The following is an 18,970-nucleotide window of genomic DNA, read 5'->3' on the forward strand; positions in this document are numbered from 1 at the left end:
TTTGCGCGCCGCTGCAAGGGCTGTTAAAGGGCGAGCGTTCTCTATCTTGGCGATTGCCAAAGACGACGAAAGGCCCGGCCCATGAGCTCAGAGATCAGACTAGCCTTCGCGCATCCGAGTGAGCGGTCGGAAGCCACCGCCGAGAGCGGCCCGCTCGACCGCATTTCGCTGCGCGATCATATTGTCGAGATCGAGATCGGAGCGTTTCAGGCCGAGCGCGGTGTCACGCAACGCATCTGCTTCAATGTTGTCGTCGAGGTGCGGCCTCTGACCGGGCCCATTGACGACGACGTGGACCGCATCCTGAGCTATGACAGGGTGACCGAGGCCATCGCTTTCGAGCTCGCCGATGAGCGGCTCAACCTGCTTGAAACCCTGGCAGAGCGGGTGGCCGAGCGCATCCTGTTGGAACCTCAGGCGATGCGGGCGTTTGTGCGGATTGAAAAGCTCGATCGTGGTCCGGGTGCGCTCGGCGTCGAGATCGTGCGCGCGCGACAGCAGAGCGCGCCTGTGCGCACCGAAGAAGACCCGGCACCACAGCCTGAGCTGGTATATCTGAGCAATGCGGCCATCGCCTCTCCTCATCTCAAGGGTTGGATTGATCAGTTGGAGGCCAGCGGCAGACCGCTGATTTTCTGTGTCGGGGCGTCGGATGCGCCGGCACCGCAGACGGCACATAAAATGGCGCAGCGGCGGATTGATCTTCTGGCCATCGAACAGAATGCCTGGGTGCTGGCGTCCAAGGACGATCGCTGCGTTGTTGTCGACACGCGGACGGAGCTGGATTGGACCATGAAGAATGGCCAGACCTGTGTCTGGGCCCCGTCGAAGATCGTTCTCGATGCCGTGGATGGCCCGTCGGCGCAGCCGCGGGATTCCGTGGCGCTCGCCGCCTGGTTCGCGGCCACCTTCGACGCAGGCGAGATGATTGTGATCGGCGCCGATCTGCCGCACGACAGGTCGGTGCCTCTGCGGTCCATTTCCGTCGACACGGCGACCCTCTGACGAATGCGGGAGTACCTTCGCCCGCTGGTTCAAACCGATCCCGCGCGTCCATCCCGTGCCATGACCCTGGCGGGCGGCTGGGCTTGGTTCACTCACGTTGAGATCGTGTCCCGTGACCGCCCCGCCGTAGTGGTTCCCGCGTCCGAGATAGACGCGGCGCGTCTGGCGCCCTTTGTCTCGCCCCGCCCAACCGTGGCTGGCTTGACGATGGACCGCCCGCGGATCATGGGCATTCTGAACGTCACGCCGGACAGCTTCTCCGATGGCGGCAAGCACCTGTCTGCGGACAGCGCGACAGCTGCCGCGATGGCCATGTCCGCGGCGGATATCATCGACATTGGCGGTGAATCGACACGACCGGGCGCGGCCACGGTTCCAGCTGAGGACGAGATTACCCGCACCGTGCCCGTCATCGCAGCGCTGCGGGCGTCCGGTCTGATCCAGCCGATCTCCATCGACACTCGCAAGGCCGCCGTCGCGGACCAGGCGCTCGCGGCAGGCGCGGCTCTGGTCAATGATGTGTCCGGCTTTACATTTGACCCGGCTCTGGCCCCGCTCTGCGCCGCGCGCGGAGCACCTGTCTGCGTGATACATGCGCAGGGCGATCCGGAAACCATGCAAGAAAACCCCCATTACGAGAATGTGCTGCTCGACGTCTATGATTTTCTCAACACCCAGATTGGCACGCTGGACGATTTGGGTATTCCGCGCACGCGGATCGTTGCCGATCCCGGCATCGGGTTCGGCAAGACGCTGGAGCATAACCTCGCGCTTCTGGCGCGATTGTCGCTGTTTCACGGGCTCGGTGTACCGCTTCTGTTGGGGGCGTCGCGCAAAGGCTTCATCGGCACGCTGAGTGGTGCGTCCCAACCGGACCAGCGGATGCCGGGCTCTCTTGCGGTTGCGCTCGCGGCCTTGAAACACGGGACACAATTTGTGCGCGTGCATGACGTGTCGGAAACGTCGCAGGCCATTGCACTTTGGCGCGCCAGCGTGGCAGGTTCTGCGGATGGATAAGCTTTTCGGAACGGATGGCGTGCGCGGCACGGCCAACACGCACCCCATGACCGCGGAGATGGCCCTGCGCATCGGCGCGGCTGTGGGGCGCTACTTCAGTCGGGACGGCTCCAGCGTACATCGCGTGGTGATCGGGAAAGACACGCGGCTGTCGGGCTATATGTTCGAGAATGCGCTCACCGCCGGGCTGACCTCGACGGGCATGAATGTGCTGCTTCTGGGGCCGGTGCCCACACCGGCGGTGGGTCTGCTGACACGGTCGATGCGCGCGGATCTCGGCGTGATGATCTCGGCCAGCCACAACCCGGCAGTGGACAATGGGATCAAGTTCTTCGGACCGGACGGGTTCAAGCTCTCCGATCAGATGGAAGCGGATATCGAGGCGCTGATCTCCGCGGGTGTCTCTCCCGCCGAGGCCAAGGATATCGGGCGCGCCAAACGGATCGACGATGGGCGGTTCCGCTATATCGAGCGGGTGAAGTCGTCTTTCCCGCGCCAGCAATCGCTGGACGGCTTGAAGGTCGTGGTCGATTGCGCAAATGGCGCGGCGTATCGTGTGGCGCCCGAGGCGCTTTGGGAACTCGGTGCAACGGTGATTCCTGTCGGCGTTTCGCCCAACGGCCACAACATCAACGACGGCTGCGGTTCGACACATCCCAGGATGGCGGCGGAAACAGTGGTCGCCCATGGGGCCGATGTGGGTATCTGCCTCGATGGCGATGCGGATCGGGTGATCCTGCTGGATGAGAACGGCGAGATCGGGGATGGCGACCAGTTCATGGCGCTGATGGCAGCCCGCTGGGCCTCCGAGGACCGGCTCGCCAACAAGGCGCTGGTGGCGACCGTGATGTCGAACCTCGGCCTCGAAAACTTCCTTGCGGACAAGGGGCTGCGGTTGGAGCGCACCGCGGTGGGCGACCGGTATGTTGTTGAGCGGATGCGCGCGGGCGGCTTCAACCTCGGTGGCGAACAGTCGGGCCATATCGTGATGTCGGACTATGCGACAACCGGCGATGGGCTGATGGCGGGCCTGCAGTTTCTCGCAGAGATGATGCGGTCCGGCCAGCCGGCCAGCCGCCTGCTGCACAATTTCGAGCCTGTGCCGCAATTGCTCAAGAATGTCAGGTTTTCCGCCGGCCAGGCGCCTCTGGATGTTGAGAATGTGAAAGCGGCCATTGCCCAGGCCGAAGCGGAGCTGGCGGGTCGCGGACGGCTTCTGATCCGCAAATCGGGGACCGAACCGCTGGTTCGGGTGATGGCCGAGCACGAGGACGCCGCACTCATGGAGCGGGCGGTGAACAGCGTGGTCGAAGCCGTCGCCGATGCTGTCTCCGCCTGATCTCAGCGCCCGCGAAACAGGCGTGTGAGCGCACCGTATTGGCTCAGACCCACGCCCGTGAGGATCAGGCACATGGCCCAGAGAAGTGACGGGGGCAGCGGCTCGCCAAGGATGAGCGCGCCAAGGATGACCGACCAGACGGGGACCTGGTAGTTGGTCAGGGACATGAACACCGGCCCCGCGGTCCGGACAACCAGAACCCGCAGCAGATTTGCGGCCGCTGTCGGAATGAGGCCCAGAGCTATCACGACAAGGATTGTTTTCGTGTCCGGTAGCGGCGGCGGGCCTTCGACGATCAGCGCCATGGGCAGCACCAGAAGGGCGCCGATCAGGAGAAGCACCGTCGAGAGCCCGATTGTGTCGACCGGCGGCAAGCGCCGCATGAGAATGGACGAGACCGCATAGCAGCCTGCGGCGCCCAGACAAGCCGCCCGACCTGCCGGCTCCATCGACGCTCCGGTCGTTTCAAAGGCTTGTGCTCCGATCAGGACACACACGCCCACAAATCCGATGACAAACCCCACACCCTTGCGGGGGGTCAGGCGCTCTCCGGGCACCAGAAAATGCGCAAGCGGCAGCACGATCAGCGCAACGGCCGCCATGGAGACGCCAGCGAATCCCGATGTGACAAACTGCTGCCCCCAGGCAAGCAGCATAAAGGGCACCGCTGAGCTCAACGCCCCGATGATGGTGGCCGCTGTCCAGTCGGCGCGGGTCACCGGCTCTTCAAAGAGGCGAAACCCTCCGGCGGCCCAGATGGTGGTCATCAGGCAGGCGGCAAAGGTGATCCGCCCCGCAGCCAGCCAAAAGGGGGTCAGCCCTTCGAGTGCGATCTCGGTCACGAGGAACGTTCCGCCCCAGGTAAACCCGAGCAGGCCGACCATCAGCCAACTCTGCAGAGTGATCACCGGCTGTTGCGTCATGCGGCGTTCTGCCTCCGCGGAGGTTCGGAACCGTCGGGCCACTCATCGGTTGTTTCCATATGCACAAAGGAGAGAAACATGGACTTTACCTATCTGATTGTCATCCTGGCCCTAATGACGATGCTCGCGGTCATCGTCTTTGCGATGGTTAGCAAAGCGAAAGTTGAAAATCGCCGCGAAGATTCGGACAGCAAGAAGTCCACGTTGGCCCCGGACAAAAGATCTGACGGCGAGCCGGTGGACGTATAAGAACAGGCTGAAAGGGCCCGGCGCGGTTGCCGGGCCTTTCCGTTTTTAGTTTTTCGACTTGTCGACCATTTTGCCGGCCGAGATCCACGGCATCATGCCGCGCAAGGTCTCGCCTGTGCGCTCGATCTGGTGCTCGTCGTTGATCCGCCGCGTCCCCTTGAAGAAGGGCTGGCCAACAGCATTTTCCTGCATGAAGTTCCGTACGAATTTGCCGGTCTGGATGTCGGTCAGGATGGCTTTCATGCGCGCCTTCGTCTCGTCGTAGGGCAGCACACGCGGGCCGGAGACATATTCGCCATACTCAGCGGTATTGGAGATCGAGTAGTTCATGTTTGCGATGCCGCCTTCGTAGATCAGGTCGACGATGAGCTTCACCTCGTGCAGACACTCGAAATAGGCCATTTCTGGGGCGTAGCCCGCCTCGACCAGCGTCTCGAAGCCCATGCGGATCAGTTCGACCAGACCACCGCAGAGCACGGCTTGTTCGCCGAAGAGGTCGGTTTCGCATTCCTCGCGGAAGTTGGTCTCGATGATGCCCGAGCGGCCACCGCCGATGGCGGAGCAGTAGCTGAGCCCGATCTCCAGCGCCTTGCCGGAGGCGTCGTTGTGCACTGCCACAAGGCAGGGCACGCCGCCGCCTTTGGTGTATTCGCCGCGCACCGTATGGCCGGGGCCCTTGGGTGCCATCATGACCACGTCGACGGTGTCTTTCGGCTCGATCAGGCCGAAGTGCACGTTCAGACCGTGGGCAAAGGCGATAGCCGCGCCGTCACGGATGTTGTCGTGCACGTACTTTTTGTAGGTCTCGGCCTGAAGCTCATCGGGCATGGTGAACATGATCAGGTCGGCCCAGGCCGCGGCTTCCGCGATGCCCATGACCTGCAGGCCTTCGCCTTCGGCTTTCGCTTTGGACGGCGAGCCGTCGCGCAGGGCGACAACCACGTTCTTGGCGCCTGAATCGCGCAGGTTCAGCGCGTGGGCGTGGCCCTGGCTGCCGTAGCCCAGGATCGCCACTTTCATGTCCTTGATCAGATTCACATCGCAATCGCGATCATAGTAAACGCGCATTTCTGCATCCCTTCGTTGATCTTGTTCGACGCGCACTGTACTGGGCGTTTTGCGGGATGCCAGTGATATGGTGATGAGTATTTTGGGAAGAATGAAAGTCATCATGCGCCAAATGGCCAAATATTGGACAAATCATGCTTGATGATCTGGATCGGCGCCTGCTGCGTCGTTGGCAGGCGGATGCCAGCCTGAGCCCGGCGGAACTGGCCGAAGCGGTTGGGGTCTCGGCGGGCAAGGCGGCGCGGCGGCTCGCACGGATGCAGGATGCAGGTGTCATCGAGGGTGTGTCCGCCGTCATCGACTGGGCGGCCCTCGGCTATGCGGTGGAGGTCTCATTGCGGATCACGCTGGACAAGACACAGTCGCGGGCCTTTGACGAGTTCATCGAGGCGGCGCGGGAGGTCGCGGAGGTCACCGAGATCCAGACATTCCTCGGCCGTGTGGACGTGCGGCTGACCATCATTGCGCGGGACATGCGGCACTATCAGGAGATCTATCGACAGCAGATTCTGACCCTGCCGCATATCGCCGACATCGAAGCGCTGATGCAGATTGCGCGGATCAAGGCCGAGCAGGCGCTGCCTCTATGATCGATCTTGACGACATCGACCGGGCGCTGGTCCGGGCGCTGGCCGAGGACGCCATGCAAAGCGCCGGCGCCTTGGGGCGGCGGTTCGGGTTGTCCCAGCCTGCCGCCTGGCGCCGCATTCGCAAGCTTGAGGAGGCGGGCGTGCTGCGCGGGCGGCGGTTGCGGCTCAATGCGGAGAAGCTGGGGTTTGGCGTGACAGTCTTTCTGGGCGTGAAACTGGCGACCAAGGGACGCGTCAGCCTGGAAGATTTCGAGCGCGCGGTCAGCGCCATCCCGGAGGTGCAGCGGGTCGAGCATGTGCTGGGGCTTTACGACTACCGCTTGCGTGTCGTCGCCCGGGACTTGCCGGATTTCGAACGGGTGCTGCGCCGCAGGATCATGACTCTGCCGGGTGTCGGGGAGGTCGAGGCCAATGTGCTGTTGAGCGAGGAACGCCGGATGGGTCCCATCGGCTAAGGTCGGCGACGCCGGTTTCCGATCATGCGCATCGCGACCGCGCGTGTGGGCCCGGTATACCGAAGTAGACTTTGCCAAGCTTTGTGCGGCAGGCTAGGTCTGGCCCAATTCAAGGGAGATCACGCTATGGCTGCACTACTCGACACCGTTGATCCGGCGGGGCTGGAAGAGTTTTCCGTCGTATTCACGGACCGGTCGCTCAATTCCATGAGTGCCGCGTTCCAGCAGGTGATGAACGACATGTCCTCCATGTTGAAGGAGGTCTATGCCGCTGACGCCGTCGCGGTGATCCCGGGCGGGGGCACCTACGGCATGGAGGCGGTGGCGCGTCAGTTTGCGCGCAATGCCGATGTCCTGGTGGTGCGCAACGGGTGGTTCTCGTACCGCTGGAGCCAGATTTTCGAGACAGGCGGGCTGACGGCCAATACCACCGTTCTGAAGGCGCGGCAGACGGCAAATGCGAGCCCGTCGCCCTTTGCTCCGGCGCCGATTGATGAGGTGACTGACGCCATTGCCGCGCAGAAACCCGACGTGGTCTTTGCGCCGCATGTGGAGACGAGCGCCGGGGTCATCCTGCCCGATGCCTATATCAAGGCGATGGCGGATGCGGCCCACGACGTCGGGGCGCTGATGGTGCTCGACTGCATCGCCTCGGGCTGCGCCTGGGTCGACATGCGGGCGCTGGGGATCGATGTGCTGATTTCCGCGCCGCAAAAAGGGTGGTCGGCCTCGCCCTCGGCTGGGCTGGTCATGATGTCGGAGCGCGCGGTGCAGCGCCTGGGAGAGACACAATCCGACAGCTTCTCCATTGATCTGGGCAAATGGCACAACATCATGAAAGCATATGAAGACGGCGGTCATGCCTATCACGCGACCATGCCGACGGATGCCCTGCGCGCGTTCCGGGATACGATGCTGGAAACGCGCGAGTATGGCTTTGCGCGGCTGAAGGAGGCGCAGTGGAAGCTGGGCGATACGGTGCGTGGCCTGCTGGCGGCGAAGGGGATCACCTCGGTTGCGGCGGAGGGCTATGGCGCGCCGGGTGTGGTGGTCAGCTACACATCGGATCCCGAGATTCAGAACGGCAAGAAGTTCGCGGCAGAAGGCATGCAGATTGCGGCGGGTGTCCCGTTGCAATGTGACGAGCCGGCCGATTTCCGGACCTTCCGGCTCGGCCTCTTCGGGCTCGACAAGCTTTACGATGTGGAGGGGACCGTGCGTCGCTTGCAGCGGGTGCTGGATCAGGTGCTCTGAACGCCGGCGCCGCGCACGCCGAGGCCCATTTGCATGAGCGTCTTGCGCACCGGTCCCAACGCATAAAGGGCATTGAGCGCGTTGGCGCGCGCGTCGCGCAGCGCAGGTGTGCGGACCTGGCTTGCCCGGTTCAGCATGTCGATCCCCTGCACCCGCAGGGTGATATCGCCATAGCGGGCGGAGTGATAGGCGTCCAGCATTGCCTGATCGCCCAAGCCTTCGGGCCGCGCCTGGGCCAAGGACAGAAGGGTTGCGATATCCGCGAGGCTCATGTTCAGACCCTGTGCGCCTATGGGCGGTACCACATGCGCCGCCTCGGCAATCAGCGCCAGACGCTCACCGGACAGGCGCGCGGCCTGCTGGCTGATGATGAGCCAGATCGTGCGGCGGGACACGAGCGTCAGCGGTCCGAACAGATGGCAACTGCGGGTGCTCATCTCGGCTTCGAAAGCGGGCACATCCATGTCGTAGCGGGCCTGTGACAGCGGCCCGTCGTCCATCCAAACCACCGCGGAGCAGGGCAGCCCGTCCTGATCGGGCAGCGGCACCAGCGTGAAGGGCCCGCCGGTGCGGTGGATCTCGGTCGACACATTCTCATGCGGGATCGGATGTGTGACGGCGAAGGCGAGGGCTTTCTGGCCATAGCGCGTGGTGCGGACGTCGATCCCGGCGGCCTGACGCATGGGCGAGCTGCGGCCGTCTGCAGCAATCACAAGCCGGGCTCGGATCCGGCTGCCGTCGCTCAGGGTCACGCGCGCCTCGCGCTCGCGGGTGAACAGACGCGTGGCGCCGAGGCCGGGACGGAACTCTACCCCAGGCAATTCCGAAAGCCGCGCAACCATCTCGCGCCGCAAAAGCCAATTCGGCAGGTTCCACCCAAAGGGCAGGTCAGAGACGTCGGAGGCGTTGAAGTCCCGGGTCAGGCGCGGCTCCGGCGTCTCTCCGCCCGCATCGACGATACGCATGACGTGCAGGGGGGAGGCGTGATCGTCCAGCTTCTGCCAAAGACCGGCGTCCTCAAGCACCGTGCGCGCGGGCTGCAGCACCGCCGTCGTGCGCATGTCCGACCCTTCTGCGTCACGCTCCGTGACCGGGGGTGCCGGATCCACGCAAACCACCGAGAAACCGGCGCTCCCGAAGGCCGCAGCAGCTGTCATCCCGGCGATGCCGCCGCCCGAAATGAAAATGTCGCATTCTTTGTCAGACATGCTCAAGCCTCTGGTTTGCCGAGAGATTAAGATGCTGATCCGGGATTGGCCAGCGCGCCGGTTTACCCCTTGGTGATGAGCAGGAGCAACACGAAGATAATCGGCACCATCGCGAGGGCGGGCAAGTAGAGACCGGGTAGGCCGAACGTCAGCGCGGAGGTCATCCAGAGGCTGAAAAACCCGATCAGTGCAAACCAGATGTTGTTTTTGTCGCCGAAGAGCAGATCGCGGGCGACCCAGCCCAGCACGGGCACTTTGAAAAACAGGCGCTGCCAGAGCGGCAGGTCGGGGGTATTCACGGCAATCGACATCGCGGACTCCTTGCTGGGTTTCGCAGAGAAATAGGATCCGCCCTTCGCTTTCCCAGAGGCCCGATTGTCGCAGGCCGCTCAGATCAGACGCGCGAGAAACCCGCTCAGATCATCGGTGTGAAAATGGATGTGACGGCCGGTGCCACGGGCTTCTGCCACATGTACCGTGCGCATACCCATGTCATGCGGCACCTTAAGATTTCGTGCATCATCCTCGAACATCGCGGCGGTTGCCGGTGTCAGCCCGTCCTTGCGAAAGACGGTGTCGAAGGCGGCCTGGTCGGGCTTGGGCTGGAAGCCGGCGTCCTCCACGCCATAGACCGCATCGAAGACGCCCGAGAGCCCGCGTGCGGCCAGCACCCGCTCCGCGTAGGGCACGCAGCCATTGGTGTAGACGATGCGCCGCCCGGGCAGCGACCGGATCTGAGCGGCGAGGTCCGGATCGGGCGTGAGGCTGTCCATGGGGATATCGTGCACGTCGGTCAGATAGGGGCCCGGGTCCACGTCATGCTCGCGCATGAGGCCAGCCAAGGTGGTGCCATGGGTGGCCCAATAGTGCTTGCGCAGCCGATCCGCTTCCGCCCGGTCCACCCCGAGCGCGTCCATCACATAGGCGGTCATGCGCACTTCGATGAGATCGAAAAGCCGGGCGGAGGGGGGATAGAGCGTGTGGTCGAGGTCGAAAACCCAGGCGTCCACGGCGGTGAAGGCATCTTTTGGCATGGCGCTGAGATAGAGCGGTGAAGCCTCTTGCGCAAGCCGGCGCGGGGTTGCGCGCGGGCCGCCCGCGTCGTTAAGGTGGCGGGACCGGAACGACAAGGGCGATGGCCATGGGCTTGCAGAAACCGCAGCCGACCGATGCATATTCCATGATACTCGAGGCAATTGACCTGGGCGTCTACCGCCCCGGAGATCGGTTGGTGGAGAGCGAACTGGCGGAACGGTTTGGCGTATCGAGAACCCCAATTCGTGAGGCATTACAAAGACTTGAGACCCAGTCGCTGCTCGCGCGGGACGGGCGCAGCCTGATTGTTGCATCGCTTGATCACAACCAGATGGCCGAGCTCTATGTGGTGCGGCGAGAGTTGGAGGGGCTGGCCGCGGGCCTGGCCGCTCAGCACGCCACAGAAGAGGAAGTCCGCATACTGCGCGAGATGGTCGAAGCCGACAACGCGCTGACCGACAACCCGGCGGCCCTGGCCCGCGCGAACCGGCGGTTTCACAAACAGATCCATCTGGCATCGCACAACCGTTATCTGGTGCAGCAGCTCGATCTGGTGCATCGGACCATGGCGCTGATGGCCACCACCTCGCTGGCCGCAGACGGGCGGGGCAAGATCGCACAGGCCGAGCACGACAGCATCGTCAAGGCGATCGAAGCCAAGGATTCCGAAGCGGCCCATGACGCGCTGCGCGAACATATCTCCGTGGCCTTCATGACCCGGCTCAAGCAGGATGCGGCGCGCCGCGAGGAAGACGGCTAGCGGTCGGTTTGCCGTGAGACGCCGTGCTGGGTCTTGTCCCAGAAAAACGGTGCGCGGATCATCTCCCACAAGGCTTTGTAGGCGGCGACGGCGCCGAGGGTAAAGTAGACCATCATCGTCGGCACACATGGAGTGAGGTGCCGATGCGCGCGTCCGGAGACCGCATAGAGCCCCATTGCGAGGCTGAGCAGTTCTGAGACAATGAAGAGCCCTGCAAGCGTCCAGACCGCCTGAACCCCGAGGGTCAGCTCCACCGGGTGCGTCACGCCCGCGAATGTCAGCCAGAAGGACCACAGAAGAGGTGCTGCGGCAAACTGCGAAAAGGTGGCCAGGAAGAGAGTTTGCACCCCCAGAAACCGTTTGACGCCAAGATCGCGCAGCAATTGGCGCGGCTGTCGCATATGAACGAAATAGGTGATCATGAACCCTTTGAGCCAGCGCGAGCGCTGCCGCACCCAGGGCCAGACCTGGCTGGTGGCCTCTTCGTGGGTCACGGTTGGCAGCAGTTCGGTCACGTAGCCGTGGCGGGCAAGGCGGATGCCGAGATCCGCGTCTTCGGTGACATTGTGCGCATCCCAGCCGCCGAGCTTTTCCAAGGCATCGCGGCGGAAGAACAGCGTCGTGCCGCCGAGCGGCAGCACCAGCCCCAGCTTGGCAATACCAGGCAGAACGACCCGCCACCAGGTCGCATATTCAATCGTGAAACAGCGGGACAGCCAATTGGTTCGCGAATTATAGTAGTCCAGGACGCCTTGTAAACAAACGACATTATTGGGGGCGGCGTGGAAGCGTGTGACCACGCGCTCGATCTGATCCACCTCGGGCCGGTCCTCCGCATCCCAGACCCCGACGATGCTGCCGCGGCAGAAATCCAGTGCGTAGTTCAACGCGCGTGGCTTGGTGGTGAGGCTGCCTGCGCCCGGGACTTCGATCACGCTCATCCAGTCGGGAAGCTCCGTGCGGGCGATGGTCTCCCGGGTGGTCGCGTCGCCTTCTTCCAGCACCAGCACCACATTGAGCAGCGATTTCGGATAGGTGAGCCGGCTGAGCCGCGCGATCAACTGGCCCGCGATTTCCTTCTCCTTCAGCAACGGGACCAGCACGGAGACCCGCGGCAGGCGGAACCGGCCGGTCTTCAGGCTTTCGGCGCTGACATGCCGCGCTGGCGGCTGCGTCAGCTGCGCAAAGAAGGCCGCCCCCTTCATCGCCGTGGTCATGGCCAGCGTGAGCACGGCCCAGAGCACCGCGATGGTGATGGTCCAGGCCGGTGCTATAACCAGCGCGGCGATCAGAGCCGCGCAGACCGCCCCAGCCCAGAGCGACCGCTGCTGTGCCCGGGCGCCCCAGGTGCGGCAGCTTTCAGCTTCAGGAACCCGCACCTCAGCTTTTTGCGCCAGTTCGTCACCGTAGAGACGGCTCAGATGAGACTGGATTTGCAATTCATCGACGATCACGGGGAACAGCGAGAGGCCGCGCCGTTTCATCGTCTGGCAGAGTGCCGCGAAGTCCGCCGGGCTGCTGGTCGCCACCAGAATGCGCAGGCCGTCCCGTTTCCAGGGGATGACCCCGTGGCGCAGGCAAACCTCGGCAGGCAGGGTCGCGGCGATCTTTGCGGTCGGGGGCTCGAGATCGAGATCAGCCTCTTGCGCGTGGCATTGTCCGGCCAGGGCCTCGAGCACGTCGCGCTTGTCGAGCAGGCCCTCGGACACCATGATTTCGCCCAGCGGCGCATCGACGTGGCCCTGGATTTTCAGCGCGTGTTCCAGATCGGTGGGGCCGATCTTGCCCCGCTCCACCAGCATCCGGCCAATCGGTTCATAGCTGATTGCGGGCGCCGCCAGATCTGGCTCTGGCACCGGTTCCGTTACAACCAGCCGCAGGGTGTTCATGGGTGACAGCCTTGCCTAAACTCAACCCGCGGCACGCTGTCAGAACAGGGTTAATTCTCTGTTAAATTAACGTTTTTTCAACTTAGAGGCGTGTTGCCGGGGATCACGCCGCGCGGTCTGCCATGGCCTTGGCGAAGCGCTCGAAGAGGTAGTAGCTGTCCTGTGGACCGGGGCTGGCCTCCGGGTGGTGCTGCACCGACCAGACCGGGCGGTCTGCCATGCGGATGCCACAGTTCGACCCGTCGAAGAGTGAGGTGTGCGTCTCGATCACGCCCTCGGGGAGGGTCTGCGCGTCAACGGCGAAGCCGTGGTTCATCGAGGTGATTTCCACCTTGCCGGTGTCGTGGTCCTTCACCGGGTGGTTGGCGCCGTGGTGACCGTGGTTCATCTTGATCGTCTGCGCGCCAAGCGCCAGGGCCAGCATCTGGTGCCCGAGGCAGATACCGAAGACCGGCAGGGTGGTGTCGGAGAGGATCTGCTGGATCATCGGCACCGCGTAGGTGCCGGTTGCCGCCGGGTCACCGGGCCCGTTCGACAGAAACACGCCGTCGGGCGCGTGCGCCATGACCTCGCCATAGCTGGCCGAGGCCGGCAGCACGGTCACATCGCAGCCCGCCGAGGCGAGGCAGCGCAGAATGTTGCGCTTGGCACCATAGTCGATGGCGACCACCTTGTGTTTCGGGTCGGTCTGCGGGGCATAGCCCTCGGGCCAGGCCCACCGCATCTCGTTCCAACGATAGGATTGTGCGCAGGTGACCTCCCTGGCCAGATCGAGGCCTTCGAGGCCCGAAAACCCGCGTGCTGCGGCCAGCAGCGCCTCCACATCGAAGTTGCCTTGCGGATCATGGGCCAGCGCCACATGCGGTGCGCCCGCGTTGCGGATCGCGCGGGTCAGGCGGCGGGTGTCGACGCCGCCCATGGCCACGCGCCCCCGCGCCGCGAGCCAGGCATCGAGGTCCTGGGCCGCGCGCCAGTTCGAGGGATCGGTGGGCATCCATTTCACGATCATGCCCTCGGCCACCGGATCGCCGGTCTCGTCGTCCTCGGGGTTTACGCCGACGTTGCCGATATGCGGGAAGGTGAAAGTCACGATCTGGCCCGCATAGGAGGGATCGGTCATGATTTCCTGATAGCCGGTCATTGCGGTGTTGAAGCACAGCTCGGCCACCGTCTGGCCGGTGGCGCCGAAGCCCGTGCCGTAGAACAGCGTGCCATCAGCCAGCGCCAGACAAGCGGTGGGGCGGTCGGGCGCAGACGGCGGCATGGGCGGTCCTTTCGGGCGGGCAGGGCAGACAAATCTGGCGATACCTAGACCCGGTCCGAGAGCGGGTCAAGGCCGTTTCAGACCTGCGTCTTACGCCTGCGTTCGACGTGACGCGGCGGACCGTGTTGCGGCGCGCGGCCATGTTGGATATGGTCCATGGCTTGAACATGCAGGGCCCGGAGGACGAACCGGGCCGCCAGGGCAAAGGATGCAACAGCATGGAATTGCGTGCAAAGGTTTCGGCTGCGTTGAAACAGGCGATGAAGGACAAGGCGGCAGATCGGCTGTCGACCCTGCGCCTCATCAATGCGGCGATCAAGGACAAGGACATTGCCGCCCGCGCGGAGGGCAATGAGGACGGCGTCGGCGATGCCGAAGTGCTTGCCATTCTTGGGAAAATGTCAAAGCAGCGGATGGAGAGCGCGCGCGCCTATGAAGAGGGTGGCCGGCTCGACCTGGCCGAGAGCGAGCGCGCCGAGATCAAGGTGATCGAGGAGTTTCTGCCGCAGCAACTCAGCGACGAAGAGGCGGAGCAGGCGGTCGCGGCTGCGGTTGCCGAAGTCGGTGCCGACAGCATTCGCGACATGGGCAAGGTCATGGCGGTGCTGAAGTCGCGATACACCGGTCAGATGGACTTCGGGACGGTTGGGCCCAAGGTGAAGGCGCGTTTGAGCTAGCGCATCGCGCGCAGCCAACCCCGCAATCTGCCCAGCCATCCCGGGGTGGGTCGGTGCCGTCTGTCGCTGCGGGTGAGGTCGGTCTCGTGACTGGACCAGCGCCCGAGACCGAGCCGCAACATCGTATAGTGATCATAGGACGCCATCGCGTTCCTCCCTCTGTTTTACCCGGTATCGCCGAAGCCTGCTGACATGACGCTGTCAGCGGCGGCTGCTAGGGTGTCAGCAGTCAACGAGGGAGGCGGTGATGCCCCGGTCTGATCGGCTGTTCGAGATCATCCAGATGCTGCGCGTCGCGAAGGCGCCGATGACGGCCGACGCGCTGGCGCAACGCCTGGAGGTGTCCAAGAGGACGGTCTATCGCGATATTGCGACGCTGCAGGCGCGGCGCACGCCAATCGAAGGCGAGGCGGGCATCGGTTACATGATGCGGGCCGGCTATGACCTGCCGCCGCTGAATTTCGACGCGGAGGAGATCGAGGCGTTACGGGTGGGGCTCGCCATGCTCGCGCGCACGGGCGACAGCGGGCTGCAGGCGGCTGCGTTGCGGATCCACCGCAAGGTCGATGCGCTGCACGGTCCTGCGGACTGGCTGCAGGTCTCTCCCTGGGGGGCTGCGCTGGACGATCCGCGGGCGGGCTGCGTCTCGGTGGCGCTGCTGCGCGGGGCGATCCGGCGCAGTGTGAAGCTGCAGCTCAGCTACCGCGACGCGGCGGACCTGCAGACCACCCGTGTCGTGCGGCCACTGGCGCTGGTCTATCATGTCGAATGCGTCCTGCTGGCCGCCTGGTGCGAGCTGCGGGGCGGGTTTCGGCACTTCCGGCCCGACCGGATGGAAGGCTGCACCGTACTGGAGGCGTCCTTTGCGGAGCAGGTCGAGACCTTGCGGGCGCTTTGGCGCGAGGAGAACCGGTGGGACACCTCTGGGGTGGCCATTGCAGAGGCCTAGCGGCGCCAGGCGATCTGCAGCTCATCATAGAGCGAGACGCGTTCCTCTTCGCTCAGAAAGGCGCCAATCTCGACTTCGCGGCCCATGCCTTTCAGGGTCACGTAATGCGGCACGGGGCCGTCCTTTTCGTATTTGGTGATGGTGGTCCAGTAGCGGTTGCAATCCCAGGTCTGCACGGCCCCCGAGGGCTCCTCGCGGACCAGATGCGCCGCTTCGTCGTCCAGTGTCAGCGTCTCGAGGATCTGGCGGGCGCGATAGTTGCGTTGCAGCGCGAAGTAGATGCCCCAGACCGCGGCCAGCAGAAACGGCAGCAGGCCCCAGAGGATCGGTGAGCCCAGAAGCGGGAGGGCCGGGATGCAGATCAGCGTGAAGGTGGTCAGAACGAAGGCGGCCATGCCGCGCGCCGGCAGCGAGTTGTGCGGCCAGAGCTTGAGCGTCTGGAGGCTGTCGCCGGGGTCGGAGATCCACTTATAGGGCATGCCCGCAACTCTAGCCAGCTGACCGATGTCAGGCAATGCGACAGGTCGGCTCTGGCAGCGCTCATGGCACCACCGCGCGGTGCCACGGGCGAATCGGGGGTTAACGCCTGTTTTTATGGCGAAACCGTGATCTGTATCACGTCGGTATTACGTCGGTATTGCGTCGGTGCCGACGTCGGTATCCCCCATCGTTAACGCGGCGCGCGACGCGCAAAGCCCGCCGGACGGCGGGACGCACGAAGCCCGCCGGATGGCGCGACGCACAAAGCCCGCCCGGCGGCGGGACGCACAAAGCCCGCCCGGCGGCGGGCCGCAAAAAGCCCGCCGGGCGGCACGAGGCCGGCCACGGCGGTCAGGTGAGCCGTGATGCCAAAAGGGACATTGGGCCGCGCCGAAGGCAGAACGGCGCCGCCGGCATCACGAACCTCTCAGAAACCGTTGGTCAGGGCGCCCTGGTTGTAGCTGCCCGGCGTGGTCGTGCTGGCGCCGCTGGCAAACTCCGCCCGGTAGGTCTTGAGCAGCCCGCGGGTGCCCTCCGGATTGGCGGCGATCTGGCGGAAGGTCTGATCCCCCCCGGCCAGGGCCCGGTTGTGCGAGCGCAGCAGCAGCTCCTTTTCAAAGGATGTCAGCTGCCCGGTGGGCTGATAGCCCATATAGCTCTGGTAGTCGGAAATCGCCGACCGGCTCTGGCGCCCGAGCTGGCCGTCCACGGTGCCGGCGTTGAACCCGAAATAGTTCAGCGAGGTCTGGATCTCGCGGCCTTCCTGCGTGGCGGGAATGGACGAGCGATAGCTGCGCTTGGTTGTGCCGCTCTGGCGCACGGCGGGGGCGCGGTAGACCGGCTGTTGCTGGGCGCGGTTGCGGTCGACGTTCTTCTGGATCTGCGAGCCCACGACGCCGCCGATGATGGCACCGGCGATGAAGTCTTTCCCGTCGGCAGCCACCCGGGCAGCCGGGGCGAAGGCAATGGCCGCGGCGAGCGCGGCAGATGTCATACGTGTCGAGAACATGGGTCTCTCCTTTTAAAATCACTGGCAGACAAACGCTGGAATAGGGGGAGCTGTTCCATGACGCGGCCTCACAACCGCTCACGGGCCCGTTCCGGCGGAGATATGCTGCATTTGGCGGCCCGGATCGGCAGAAAAGCACCAAACGGAGACTCTACTGCGGCTCAACCCTGCTCGTGCATCCGCCGGGCGCGCAGGGCCAGCCGTTCCAGATCTGCGGCCAGCGTGATCAGCTGCGCAATCAGACTTGCATCGCGATGCATGGCAATGGCATAGGCGCGATCCTGCACCTCGCTGGCACAGCGCTCCAGGCAGAGGGCCACATCCTCGAGCATCTCGCCTGGCTGGTGATCCGGGGCATGCCCCGGCGCATCTGGTTTGTCATTGTCCGACTCGTAACCGGTCATATTCCACTCGCGCACTCTTACCGTCTTGTGCAGGTGTGGGTAGCGGTCGGGGCGGGCCTGCGCATGTCACGTAGGTGCGCCACAGAAGGCGTCAGGTGACGGTGCCTTTTGTGTATTTCAGCACGCCGGAGCCGAGGCCGCGGATGGCGGCAGAGGTGCGGTCGCTGACATCCAGCTTGTCGAAGATGCGACGGGTGAGCGTGTCGACCGTATGGGGCGAGATGCCCAGGATATCGGCAATGACCGAATTGCTCTTGCCGTGGGCGATCCAGCGCAGGATTTCGCGTTCACGGGGCGAGAGGTTGGCGGCGGCGAGGGTATCATCGGCGGTGATCTCGCAATAGCGGATATGCGCAACCTGGGCCGCGCACTGCAGCTCGAAGACCTGTTCGGGTGACGGGTCGAGATTGCGATGACCAAAGCCCATGCCGACGTAGGCATGGCGCATGTTGGGGCCGAAGACCTGTACCGCGAGCCCGTCGCCCAGATCGGCTGCTTCCAGATCGTCCAGGTAGTCTGTCTGCGCGGGCATCAGTTCGGTGATCTGGTCGGCGTGAGACCACAGGAAAGGCTGAGAGAAGCGGGCGGCCAGATCGGGGATCGGGTCCACCTGCACCAGATTGTCGCCGAGGTAGTGGCAGACCCAGTCCTCGGGGAAGCCGAAGGTGGCGATGCCGCGGGTATCGGTGTGGCCGTCACGCTGGTCATCGCTGTGATAGCTCACCCGCTGGATGCCGCAGGCGGTGAAATGGTCTACGGTGTAGTGCCAGAGATCGGAGAGATGGTCGGTGGATTTGCACTGCTGGGCAAACTGGCTGAGTGACTGGCGTTTGATCATGGAGCGGACCTCCCCCTGCGGCGCAGAATACCGCGGAGGCCCGCACTGTCGAGAGGATCTCGGAAAGGCCGCAATGCCGATATTCACTGAGGTTGAATGACTGTCGGGTTCCGGATTGCCTCGGGGGCAGTGTCTTGGGCGCGCCGGCCGGTCTTGACATAGGCGATGTCAGGGATTACCTGACTGTCAGGGTAAACCTGACGGAGTATTGCGCGATGGGAAACCTGCATTGTTCGTTCTGCGGCAAGTCTGACCAAGAGATTTCCAAGCTCGCTGCCGGACCGGGCGGCTTGCATATCTGCAATGAGTGTGTGGAGGTGTGCCAATTGATCATGAATGGCGCCGAAGCACGTCCAGCCTCCTTCGATCCCACGCACTGGCCGACGGAAAGACTGATCGGCGCGTTGGGCGCGCTCGATGCAACCGCTGAATCCTACAAGGAACACCTTGCTCGCGCTGTAGACGCGCTGCGCGAACGCGATGTCAGTTGGGCAAAGATCGCTGAACCGCTTGGGATTTCGAGACAATCCGCATGGGAGCGGTTCAATTGAAACCGG

23 protein-coding genes are annotated in these 18,970 nt (G+C 64.1%); 11 read left to right on the plus strand and 12 right to left on the minus strand.

What is annotated here, in order from left to right:
* Positions 1–81: 81 nt before the first annotated feature.
* From Q1A71_RS00095 to glmM, 3 genes are read left to right on the plus strand one after another with little or no spacing between them, the layout of a single operon-like run.
* Complete coding sequence (locus tag Q1A71_RS00095) at positions 82–1,005, plus strand: dihydroneopterin aldolase (RefSeq protein ID WP_299670460.1); 924 nt, start codon at positions 82–84, stop codon at positions 1,003–1,005.
* A gap of 3 nt (positions 1,006–1,008) precedes the next feature.
* Positions 1,009–2,022 (plus strand): dihydropteroate synthase, encoded by a 1,014-nt coding sequence (gene folP / locus Q1A71_RS00100; RefSeq protein ID WP_299670462.1) that lies wholly within the window; start codon positions 1,009–1,011, stop codon positions 2,020–2,022.
* Entirely contained in the window at positions 2,015–3,361 is a 1,347-nt protein-coding gene (glmM, locus tag Q1A71_RS00105) for a phosphoglucosamine mutase (RefSeq protein WP_299670464.1), read from the plus strand. The genes folP and glmM overlap by 8 nt, the downstream gene beginning before the upstream one ends.
* Positions 3,362–3,363: 2 nt before the next feature.
* On the opposite strand, the gene Q1A71_RS00110 is transcribed toward glmM, so the two are convergent.
* A complete protein-coding gene (locus Q1A71_RS00110) occupies positions 3,364–4,284 on the minus strand; it encodes a DMT family transporter (protein WP_299670467.1) in 921 nt (306 codons plus the stop codon).
* A gap of 78 nt (positions 4,285–4,362) precedes the next feature.
* On the opposite strand from Q1A71_RS00110, the gene Q1A71_RS00115 reads away from it, so the two are divergent.
* Positions 4,363–4,533 (plus strand): hypothetical protein, encoded by a 171-nt coding sequence (locus tag Q1A71_RS00115; RefSeq protein ID WP_299670469.1) that lies wholly within the window; start codon positions 4,363–4,365, stop codon positions 4,531–4,533.
* 45 nt (positions 4,534–4,578) lie between these two features.
* Here the strand turns inward: Q1A71_RS00115 and ilvC are convergent, their stop codons facing one another.
* Entirely contained in the window at positions 4,579–5,601 is a 1,023-nt protein-coding gene (ilvC, locus tag Q1A71_RS00120; protein WP_299670471.1) for a ketol-acid reductoisomerase, read from the minus strand.
* Positions 5,602–5,735: 134 nt separating this feature from the next.
* Between ilvC and Q1A71_RS00125 the strand changes: the two genes are divergently transcribed.
* The 3 genes from Q1A71_RS00125 to Q1A71_RS00135 all read left to right on the plus strand — a co-directional run bounded on the left by Q1A71_RS00125 (position 5,736) and on the right by Q1A71_RS00135 (position 7,900).
* Positions 5,736–6,191 carry an Lrp/AsnC family transcriptional regulator gene (locus Q1A71_RS00125; protein WP_299670473.1) on the plus strand — a complete coding sequence of 152 codons (456 nt, stop codon included), beginning with the start codon at positions 5,736–5,738 and terminating at the stop codon, positions 6,189–6,191.
* Positions 6,188–6,646, plus strand: coding sequence for an Lrp/AsnC family transcriptional regulator (locus Q1A71_RS00130; RefSeq protein ID WP_299670475.1), 459 nt, complete (start codon positions 6,188–6,190; stop codon positions 6,644–6,646). Before Q1A71_RS00125 ends, Q1A71_RS00130 begins: the two co-directional genes overlap by 4 nt.
* 126 nt (positions 6,647–6,772) lie before the next feature.
* The gene (locus Q1A71_RS00135; RefSeq protein ID WP_299670477.1) at positions 6,773–7,900 is read left to right on the plus strand and encodes an aminotransferase class V-fold PLP-dependent enzyme; all 1,128 of its coding nucleotides are present in this window, start codon (positions 6,773–6,775) and stop codon (positions 7,898–7,900) included.
* On the opposite strand, the gene Q1A71_RS00140 is transcribed toward Q1A71_RS00135, so the two are convergent.
* From Q1A71_RS00140 to Q1A71_RS00150, 3 genes are all read right to left on the minus strand, one after another.
* Positions 7,888–9,108 (minus strand): UbiH/UbiF family hydroxylase, encoded by a 1,221-nt coding sequence (locus tag Q1A71_RS00140; protein WP_299670479.1) that lies wholly within the window; start codon positions 9,106–9,108, stop codon positions 7,888–7,890. The genes Q1A71_RS00135 and Q1A71_RS00140 overlap by 13 nt on opposite strands.
* A gap of 62 nt (positions 9,109–9,170) precedes the next feature.
* Entirely contained in the window at positions 9,171–9,419 is a 249-nt protein-coding gene (locus Q1A71_RS00145; protein WP_299670481.1) for a hypothetical protein, read from the minus strand.
* A 78-nt stretch (positions 9,420–9,497) separates the two neighbouring features.
* On the minus strand, positions 9,498–10,142 hold the full coding sequence (locus tag Q1A71_RS00150) for a pyrimidine 5'-nucleotidase (protein ID WP_299671927.1): 645 nt from the start codon (positions 10,140–10,142) through the stop codon (positions 9,498–9,500).
* 107 nt (positions 10,143–10,249) lie between these two features.
* Here Q1A71_RS00150 and Q1A71_RS00155 point away from each other — a divergent pair, with 107 nt between their 5' ends.
* Positions 10,250–10,903, plus strand: coding sequence for a GntR family transcriptional regulator (locus Q1A71_RS00155; RefSeq protein ID WP_299670483.1), 654 nt, complete (start codon positions 10,250–10,252; stop codon positions 10,901–10,903).
* Here the strand turns inward: Q1A71_RS00155 and Q1A71_RS00160 are convergent.
* Together Q1A71_RS00160 and carA are read right to left on the minus strand one after the other, a co-directional pair.
* Positions 10,900–12,792: a glycosyltransferase family 2 protein gene (locus Q1A71_RS00160; protein WP_299670485.1), complete on the minus strand. Its 1,893-nt coding sequence runs from the start codon at positions 12,790–12,792 to the stop codon at positions 10,900–10,902. The genes Q1A71_RS00155 and Q1A71_RS00160 overlap by 4 nt on opposite strands.
* Positions 12,793–12,895: 103 nt before the next feature.
* Entirely contained in the window at positions 12,896–14,056 is a 1,161-nt protein-coding gene (gene carA, locus Q1A71_RS00165) for a glutamine-hydrolyzing carbamoyl-phosphate synthase small subunit (protein WP_299670487.1), read from the minus strand.
* A gap of 218 nt (positions 14,057–14,274) precedes the next feature.
* Here carA and Q1A71_RS00170 point away from each other — a divergent pair, with 218 nt between their 5' ends.
* On the plus strand, positions 14,275–14,733 hold the full coding sequence (locus Q1A71_RS00170; protein ID WP_299670489.1) for a GatB/YqeY domain-containing protein: 459 nt from the start codon (positions 14,275–14,277) through the stop codon (positions 14,731–14,733).
* Here Q1A71_RS00170 and Q1A71_RS00175 read toward each other — a convergent pair.
* A complete protein-coding gene (locus Q1A71_RS00175; RefSeq protein WP_299670492.1) occupies positions 14,730–14,879 on the minus strand; it encodes a hypothetical protein in 150 nt (49 codons plus the stop codon). The genes Q1A71_RS00170 and Q1A71_RS00175 overlap by 4 nt on opposite strands.
* 101 nt (positions 14,880–14,980) lie before the next feature.
* On the opposite strand from Q1A71_RS00175, the gene Q1A71_RS00180 reads away from it, so the two are divergent.
* Positions 14,981–15,682: a YafY family protein gene (locus Q1A71_RS00180; protein ID WP_299670494.1), complete on the plus strand. Its 702-nt coding sequence runs from the start codon at positions 14,981–14,983 to the stop codon at positions 15,680–15,682.
* Here Q1A71_RS00180 and Q1A71_RS00185 read toward each other — a convergent pair.
* The 4 genes from Q1A71_RS00185 to Q1A71_RS00200 all read right to left on the minus strand — a co-directional run bounded on the left by Q1A71_RS00185 (position 15,679) and on the right by Q1A71_RS00200 (position 18,413).
* Positions 15,679–16,161 (minus strand): DUF2244 domain-containing protein, encoded by a 483-nt coding sequence (locus Q1A71_RS00185; RefSeq protein ID WP_299670496.1) that lies wholly within the window; start codon positions 16,159–16,161, stop codon positions 15,679–15,681. The two genes, Q1A71_RS00180 and Q1A71_RS00185, sit on opposite strands and share 4 nt — an antisense overlap.
* A gap of 428 nt (positions 16,162–16,589) precedes the next feature.
* On the minus strand, positions 16,590–17,171 hold the full coding sequence (locus Q1A71_RS00190; protein WP_299670498.1) for a peptidoglycan-binding domain-containing protein: 582 nt from the start codon (positions 17,169–17,171) through the stop codon (positions 16,590–16,592).
* Positions 17,172–17,332: 161 nt separating this feature from the next.
* Entirely contained in the window at positions 17,333–17,575 is a 243-nt protein-coding gene (locus tag Q1A71_RS00195; RefSeq protein ID WP_299670499.1) for a hypothetical protein, read from the minus strand.
* Positions 17,576–17,666: 91 nt separating this feature from the next.
* On the minus strand, positions 17,667–18,413 hold the full coding sequence (locus tag Q1A71_RS00200; protein WP_299670501.1) for a LuxR family transcriptional regulator: 747 nt from the start codon (positions 18,411–18,413) through the stop codon (positions 17,667–17,669).
* A gap of 215 nt (positions 18,414–18,628) precedes the next feature.
* Here Q1A71_RS00200 and Q1A71_RS23630 point away from each other — a divergent pair, with 215 nt between their 5' ends.
* Positions 18,629–18,964, plus strand: coding sequence for a ClpX C4-type zinc finger protein (locus tag Q1A71_RS23630; protein ID WP_366140204.1), 336 nt, complete (start codon positions 18,629–18,631; stop codon positions 18,962–18,964).
* Positions 18,965–18,970 lie beyond the last annotated feature (6 nt).

The organism is uncultured Roseobacter sp. (assembly GCF_947493125.1).
Taxonomy (GTDB): Bacteria; Pseudomonadota; Alphaproteobacteria; order Rhodobacterales; family Rhodobacteraceae; genus Roseobacter.

What these genes read in the sequence shown, in the direction of transcription:
- Q1A71_RS00095 (WP_299670460.1), top strand. Translation starts at nt 82, where the DNA reads ATGAGCTCAGAGATCAGACTAGCCTTCGCGCATCCGAGTGAGCGGTCG.
- glmM (WP_299670464.1), top strand. Translation starts at nt 2,015, where the DNA reads ATGGATAAGCTTTTCGGAACGGATGGCGTGCGCGGCACGGCCAACACG.
- Q1A71_RS00150 (WP_299671927.1), bottom strand. Translation starts at nt 10,142, where the DNA reads ATGCCAAAAGATGCCTTCACCGCCGTGGACGCCTGGGTTTTCGACCTC.
- Q1A71_RS00175 (WP_299670492.1), bottom strand. Translation starts at nt 14,879, where the DNA reads ATGGCGTCCTATGATCACTATACGATGTTGCGGCTCGGTCTCGGGCGC.
- Q1A71_RS00130 (WP_299670475.1), top strand. Translation starts at nt 6,188, where the DNA reads ATGATCGATCTTGACGACATCGACCGGGCGCTGGTCCGGGCGCTGGCC.
- Q1A71_RS00195 (WP_299670499.1), bottom strand. Translation starts at nt 17,575, where the DNA reads ATGACCGGTTACGAGTCGGACAATGACAAACCAGATGCGCCGGGGCAT.
- Q1A71_RS00180 (WP_299670494.1), top strand. Translation starts at nt 14,981, where the DNA reads ATGCCCCGGTCTGATCGGCTGTTCGAGATCATCCAGATGCTGCGCGTC.
- folP (WP_299670462.1), top strand. Translation starts at nt 1,009, where the DNA reads ATGCGGGAGTACCTTCGCCCGCTGGTTCAAACCGATCCCGCGCGTCCA.
- Q1A71_RS00140 (WP_299670479.1), bottom strand. Translation starts at nt 9,108, where the DNA reads ATGTCTGACAAAGAATGCGACATTTTCATTTCGGGCGGCGGCATCGCC.
- Q1A71_RS00190 (WP_299670498.1), bottom strand. Translation starts at nt 17,171, where the DNA reads ATGTTCTCGACACGTATGACATCTGCCGCGCTCGCCGCGGCCATTGCC.
- Q1A71_RS00115 (WP_299670469.1), top strand. Translation starts at nt 4,363, where the DNA reads ATGGACTTTACCTATCTGATTGTCATCCTGGCCCTAATGACGATGCTC.
- carA (WP_299670487.1), bottom strand. Translation starts at nt 14,056, where the DNA reads ATGCCGCCGTCTGCGCCCGACCGCCCCACCGCTTGTCTGGCGCTGGCT.
- Q1A71_RS00145 (WP_299670481.1), bottom strand. Translation starts at nt 9,419, where the DNA reads ATGTCGATTGCCGTGAATACCCCCGACCTGCCGCTCTGGCAGCGCCTG.
- Q1A71_RS00110 (WP_299670467.1), bottom strand. Translation starts at nt 4,284, where the DNA reads ATGACGCAACAGCCGGTGATCACTCTGCAGAGTTGGCTGATGGTCGGC.
- Q1A71_RS00170 (WP_299670489.1), top strand. Translation starts at nt 14,275, where the DNA reads ATGGAATTGCGTGCAAAGGTTTCGGCTGCGTTGAAACAGGCGATGAAG.
- ilvC (WP_299670471.1), bottom strand. Translation starts at nt 5,601, where the DNA reads ATGCGCGTTTACTATGATCGCGATTGCGATGTGAATCTGATCAAGGAC.
- Q1A71_RS23630 (WP_366140204.1), top strand. Translation starts at nt 18,629, where the DNA reads ATGGGAAACCTGCATTGTTCGTTCTGCGGCAAGTCTGACCAAGAGATT.
- Q1A71_RS00125 (WP_299670473.1), top strand. Translation starts at nt 5,736, where the DNA reads ATGCTTGATGATCTGGATCGGCGCCTGCTGCGTCGTTGGCAGGCGGAT.
- Q1A71_RS00135 (WP_299670477.1), top strand. Translation starts at nt 6,773, where the DNA reads ATGGCTGCACTACTCGACACCGTTGATCCGGCGGGGCTGGAAGAGTTT.
- Q1A71_RS00200 (WP_299670501.1), bottom strand. Translation starts at nt 18,413, where the DNA reads ATGATCAAACGCCAGTCACTCAGCCAGTTTGCCCAGCAGTGCAAATCC.
- Q1A71_RS00155 (WP_299670483.1), top strand. Translation starts at nt 10,250, where the DNA reads ATGGGCTTGCAGAAACCGCAGCCGACCGATGCATATTCCATGATACTC.
- Q1A71_RS00160 (WP_299670485.1), bottom strand. Translation starts at nt 12,792, where the DNA reads ATGAACACCCTGCGGCTGGTTGTAACGGAACCGGTGCCAGAGCCAGAT.
- Q1A71_RS00185 (WP_299670496.1), bottom strand. Translation starts at nt 16,161, where the DNA reads ATGCCCTATAAGTGGATCTCCGACCCCGGCGACAGCCTCCAGACGCTC.